The organism is Bacillus hominis, assembly GCF_018332515.1.
Classification (GTDB): Bacteria; Bacillota; Bacilli; order Bacillales; family Bacillaceae_G; genus Bacillus_A; species Bacillus_A hominis.
On record NZ_BOQD01000294.1, the window covers coordinates 1 to 5,072 of the forward strand.

At 33.9% G+C, this 5,072-nt stretch carries 5 protein-coding genes; 3 read left to right on the forward strand and 2 right to left on the reverse strand.

What is annotated here, in order from left to right:
- Both KI356_RS22675 and KI356_RS22680 read left to right on the forward strand, forming a co-directional pair.
- On the forward strand, window positions 1-383 hold a 383-nt coding region (locus KI356_RS22675), incomplete at its 5' end, for a helix-turn-helix domain-containing protein (RefSeq protein WP_212936531.1).
- Window positions 384-698: 315 nt separating this feature from the next.
- Window positions 699-998 carry a YolD-like family protein gene (locus KI356_RS22680; protein ID WP_212936532.1) on the forward strand — a complete coding sequence of 100 codons (300 nt, stop codon included), beginning with the start codon at window positions 699-701 and terminating at the stop codon, window positions 996-998.
- A 103-nt stretch (window positions 999-1,101) separates the two neighbouring features.
- On the opposite strand, the gene KI356_RS22685 is transcribed toward KI356_RS22680, so the two are convergent.
- Window positions 1,102-3,051, reverse strand: a complete 1,950-nt coding sequence (locus KI356_RS22685; RefSeq protein WP_128282901.1) for an ABC transporter permease — start codon at window positions 3,049-3,051, stop codon at window positions 1,102-1,104.
- Window positions 3,038-3,808, reverse strand: coding sequence for an ABC transporter ATP-binding protein (locus KI356_RS22690; protein WP_128282900.1), 771 nt, complete (start codon window positions 3,806-3,808; stop codon window positions 3,038-3,040). Before KI356_RS22690 ends, KI356_RS22685 begins: the two co-directional genes overlap by 14 nt.
- Window positions 3,809-4,113: 305 nt before the next feature.
- Here KI356_RS22690 and KI356_RS22695 point away from each other — a divergent pair, with 305 nt between their 5' ends.
- A complete protein-coding gene (locus KI356_RS22695; RefSeq protein WP_212936533.1) occupies window positions 4,114-4,986 on the forward strand; it encodes an AraC family transcriptional regulator in 873 nt (290 codons plus the stop codon).
- Window positions 4,987-5,072 lie beyond the last annotated feature (86 nt).

A 5,072-nucleotide genomic window follows, 5' to 3' on the forward strand; every position in this document is an offset into this window, starting at 1 on the left:
TTGAGGATGCATTATGTACTTTTGCAGTACGTGTTAAAGAATATAATAATCAGGTATATTCTAATTCCATTACTACATGTCTAAATCATATTCACAAACAAATTTACGATGAAATATCTCTCAATGATCTTGCTAACCTTTTACATATTTCCCCTACTTATTTATCAAAATTATTTAAAAAAGAAGTGGGGATTCCTTTAAGTGAGTATATTCAGAGAGAGCGAGTAGAAGAAGCAAAGAAGTTATTAACATTAACGACATATCCATTATCAGATATTTGTACATGGCTTAATTTTAATGACCAAAGTTATTTCACACGAGTTTTCAAAAAAATCACGAGTATGACGCCTAGACAATATCGTGAAAATCATACCGTTATATAAAAAACGTTTTCTTACTATGAGGTGAGATAGGTATAATACTTATCTCACCTCATATTTACTTTATTCTCCTTCCTCCCAAATAAAGTTTTAACTCCATTCAAAAAAGTACAAAAATGGCAATCAAAGTACTATAAATACGGTAATAAATTTGGTAATTTTTTAATACTAAGCAAATTAGTCTTCCAATAATCCATATTTTTTTCGTTCTATACATAGTAAAGCTAAAATAAAGTACTTATGAATTATCAGTAGCAGCTACTTCCATAGTAATTACCCTTCCTATATAGAAAATATATTGTTAGGAGAATAGAAAGCATGCGCAGTGCAAATATATCCAAGTCGCCTCAAATGACTATTATGTCTAAACAATCTGCTGACATGAAAGAATCGCGGAAAGTATCACCATACGATGATAGAGAAAGAATTGAAGACACTTTATTACGCTCATTCATTTCAGAAGCAGAAGTATTGATCACGTATTATAAAAAGGGTTATTTTCCTACAATGTACATGACCGTAATGGAAATACATCCTTTAAAACGTACTGTAATATGCATAGATACCTTCGGTCATAAACATGCTTTTAGTCTTATAGACATAATTGATGCACGTTAATTATGTCACCCTCTTAGTCGTACTCATATACAAAATCAAAAAAGCCATTTACCTCATAAAAAATCAGGTAAATGGCTCTTTATTTTCTTACAGTTATCTCTTATTACTTCGCACTCACAATCTTATAATAAGAACGCACTGTTAAGAAGTAATATCCGATATAAATGACACCGTATACTCCGATACTAATTAGGAGCGGAATCATAATTTCAAATGGTAGTATGTTCCCTAAACCTTTTAATGCAAACAAGCTGTGTAAAATTCCGATTACTAACGGAATCGCAAAGATAAAGCTCACTTGTTTTGCAATAGCTTTTTTCATCTCTTGTTTCGTTACACCGATTTTATGAAGGACAACGTAACGCTCACGATCTGCACTTGCTTCTGTTAATTGTTTAAAGTAAATGATAGAGCCTGTTGCTAGTAAGAATACAAGTCCTAAGAACATTCCGATGAACATCATTAGTCCAGTTCCTTCAAGCCCCATATGGAAACCAGTGTAGAAGTCTCTAAATGGTGGTACCATTTCTGATTCACCAGTTGGCATCACTTTTGCTAATTTTTCCGTTAACACTTTACTGTTTCTTTCATCTTTTACATCAATATTTTTTACAACACGTGTTCCAAATGCTTGCTTCGCTTGTTCATACATTTCATCTGGAACGACAACAACTAGTTCACCTAAGTTCGTAATTGCATTAGTATTTGCACCTTGAATCGTTAATTTCTTCGTTTCATTTCCAATTTGGAATACCGCTTTACTTCCTTTATATTGAGGACTGAACTCATACCCTTCAATATAAGAACTATCATATATAAATGCTTCACCAGCAGCTACATTCACTGTTTCTGCATCGATTTTTTTAGCAAGTTTATTAAATTCAGATTGAGACATAAATTGATATTTCTCTGAAATACTGTAGTTCATATTAAGGATGAAATCAACTTTATCTCCTTCAAACTTTCCTTTTACAGGAACCATCTCAACTTCAAATTGATCTTTTACAGGATGATTCTCTTTCTCTTCAGCAAAAATCGCATTTATTTTCTTATCTAGTTCTGCATCTTTTTTCTCATAAGAATAGCTGTATGGTGTAAATTCTTTTGATTGTGTAAATGTGTTGTAATACATCGTAACTGACGTACCAACTGCTGTTAATGTTACCGCACTTAAAATAGAAATTGTCGCAAGTGACTTTGCATTCCCTTTAATACGATATAGTAGCTGTGACGTCGTTACCATATTCATACCGTTATAAAACGATGATTTATTATTTCTTGCACGTTTTAATACGAATACTGTAAAGAACATAAATAGTAAGTACGTACCTAATACTGTCGCAAGTAAAATATAAAGGGCAACTGCCATAAAGTCTGCATACTTAACTGCCTTCATGAACATTAATGCTAAGAAATAACCTGAACCGATTAAGAAAATTGAAATTAACGCCATAATGACAGATCCTTTTGGCATTGCTTCCCCTTCACGTTCTGCACGGAAAAGCTCAATTAACTTGAAACGATAAATTAAACGATATCCTTGAAGTGATGTATACAATATAATCACAAAGAAAATAATTGCTGTATCAACAATTGCAGCCAGTGGTACTTCAAAATGAACATTTAAATTTAATCCCATCATACTTACTAGTAGTTCAAGGAATAGTTTTGAAAGAACGCTACCAATCGCAATTCCGATAATTAAAGACATTAATCCCATTAACATATTTTCATAAAAGAGCATTTTACCAATTTGTTTTTTACGAATACCTAATAAGGAATACAGTCCAACTTCTTTTTTACGCTTCCGTGTAAAGAAACCGTTCGAATATATAATGAACACCGCTACGAAGATGATTAGCATGACACTGGAAACTTGAAACGCACCGCTAATTTTTTTAGAACCTTCCGCAGCTTTTTCCATTTGTGAATTGTACTGCAACGCCTTAAATGTAAAATAAATAACGATACTAAAAATCATAGATGCAAAATATACAAAGTAGTCTTTAAAGTTCCGCTGTATGTTGCGGAGGGCAATGCTAGATAAGGTCATCAGCCATACCTCCAGAAATAGAAGACATTACGTCAACGACTTTTTGGAAGAATTGTTTACGCGTTAATTCACCACGATGTAATTCTTTATATAACTCACCATCTTTAATGAAAATAACTCGTTTACAATAACTTGCCGCAAAAGCATCATGCGTTACCATTAAAATTGTTGAGTTATCATATTCATTTAGTGACTTCATGCTTTCAAGTAAATCTGTTGCAGATTTAGAATCAAGTGCTCCCGTCGGCTCGTCCCCGAAAATCATACTAGGATTTGTAACGATTGCACGCGATGCTGCACAGCGCTGTTTCTGTCCACCAGATACTTGGTATGGGAACTGACTTAAAATATGATCGATACCGAATTTCTTGGAGATTTCAAGAACACGGCGATCAATTTCATTAGCCTTTACTTTTGATAATGCAAGAGGTAACGCAATATTCTCTTTCACCGTTAACGTATCTAATAAGTTATAATCTTGGAAAATGAAACCTAAATGATCGCGGCGAAATAACGCCAACTTATCATCATTCATCTTCACGATATCTTTTCCATCAATTAAAATCTCACCGTCTGTCGCATTATCAATCGTAGAAAGAACATTTAAAAGAGTCGTCTTACCAGAACCAGAAGGCCCCATAATTCCAACGAACTCACCTTCTTTTACTTGTAAGTTAATACCTTTTAACGCTTCAAATTTATTTCCACCTGTGTCATATACTTTTTTTATATTTTTTGCTTCTAACACTGTTTTCATCCCGACATCCCTCATTTCTTCTATTCTCTATTTTCAACTATATACACTCTCTACTCTTGCCACTATCGATGTTTCTTACACAAACATGACAGTTATGTAAGGCACATAAGTAAAGACATAAAAATTTAACCTACTGAATGAAAGTACTTTGTTACTATAGCATTGGGATATCATACCATCCATTCATTCTCCTTACAGGAACATTACATTTTTGTAAGGTAAAAAAACTACCTACAAAGTTGTGCACGAAATGTCGGATGGAGCTATTTCGTTCCTGCTATTCTATGTACAGAGGAGGTCATAATATGGATTCACTTAAAAATATGAATGCAGCAATGCAGTACATTGAAGACAACCTTACACACGAAATTGATTTTAAAGAAGTTGCTAGGCTAGCTCTCTGCTCTGAATATCACTTTAAAAGGATGTTTTCATTTCTAGCTAGCATATCACTATCGGAATATATTCGCTGTCGACGTCTTACTCTTGCGGCCTTTGAACTAAAAAACAGCAATGTAAAAATCATTGATGTCGCTATTAAATATGGCTACAATTCACCTGATTCATTTACTCGTGCATTTCAAAACTTGCACGGCATAACACCTTCAGAGACCCGAAATAGTAGTCATTCTTTAAAAGCTTATTCACCGATGACCTTCCAACTATCCATTCAAGGAGGAAACGAAATGAACTATCGAATTGAAGAAAAAGAGCCATTTCGAATCATTGGTATACAAAAGCGCGTCCCAATTATTTTTAACGGTGTAAATGAAGAAATTGCTTCTATGTGGAAAAGTTTAGACCACGAATCTATTCAAACATTGAAGTCACTTTCAAATATTGAACCTACAGGAATTATTAGTGCTTCTACTAACTTTTCTGAAGGAAGAATGGAGGAAAAAGGCGAACTCGATCACTATATTGGAGTAGCTACGACAAAAGATTGTCCAAAGCAATTCAAACAACTTGAAGTCGCTGCTTCAACATGGGCTATATTTGAAGCTGTCGGTCCATTTCCTGATGCACTACAAAATGTATGGGGACGTATTTATTCTGAATGGTTCCCTTCTTCGAACTATGAACTAGCGGAAGGACCGGAAATATTGTGGAATGAAAGTAAAGACGTATCATCGCCGAATTTCAGAAGCGAGATATGGGTACCTGTTTTAAAAAAATAATATAAAGGTCTAAAATTTTTCAAAATAAAGAAGCTGCTCTTCCTCTTTAAAGGAAAAGCAGCTTTTTATTTTATCCCGCATTAACG

What these genes read in the sequence shown, in the direction of transcription:
- KI356_RS22680 (WP_212936532.1), top strand. Translation starts at nt 699, where the DNA reads ATGCGCAGTGCAAATATATCCAAGTCGCCTCAAATGACTATTATGTCT.
- KI356_RS22685 (WP_128282901.1), bottom strand. Translation starts at nt 3,051, where the DNA reads ATGACCTTATCTAGCATTGCCCTCCGCAACATACAGCGGAACTTTAAA.
- KI356_RS22690 (WP_128282900.1), bottom strand. Translation starts at nt 3,808, where the DNA reads ATGAAAACAGTGTTAGAAGCAAAAAATATAAAAAAAGTATATGACACA.
- KI356_RS22695 (WP_212936533.1), top strand. Translation starts at nt 4,114, where the DNA reads ATGGATTCACTTAAAAATATGAATGCAGCAATGCAGTACATTGAAGAC.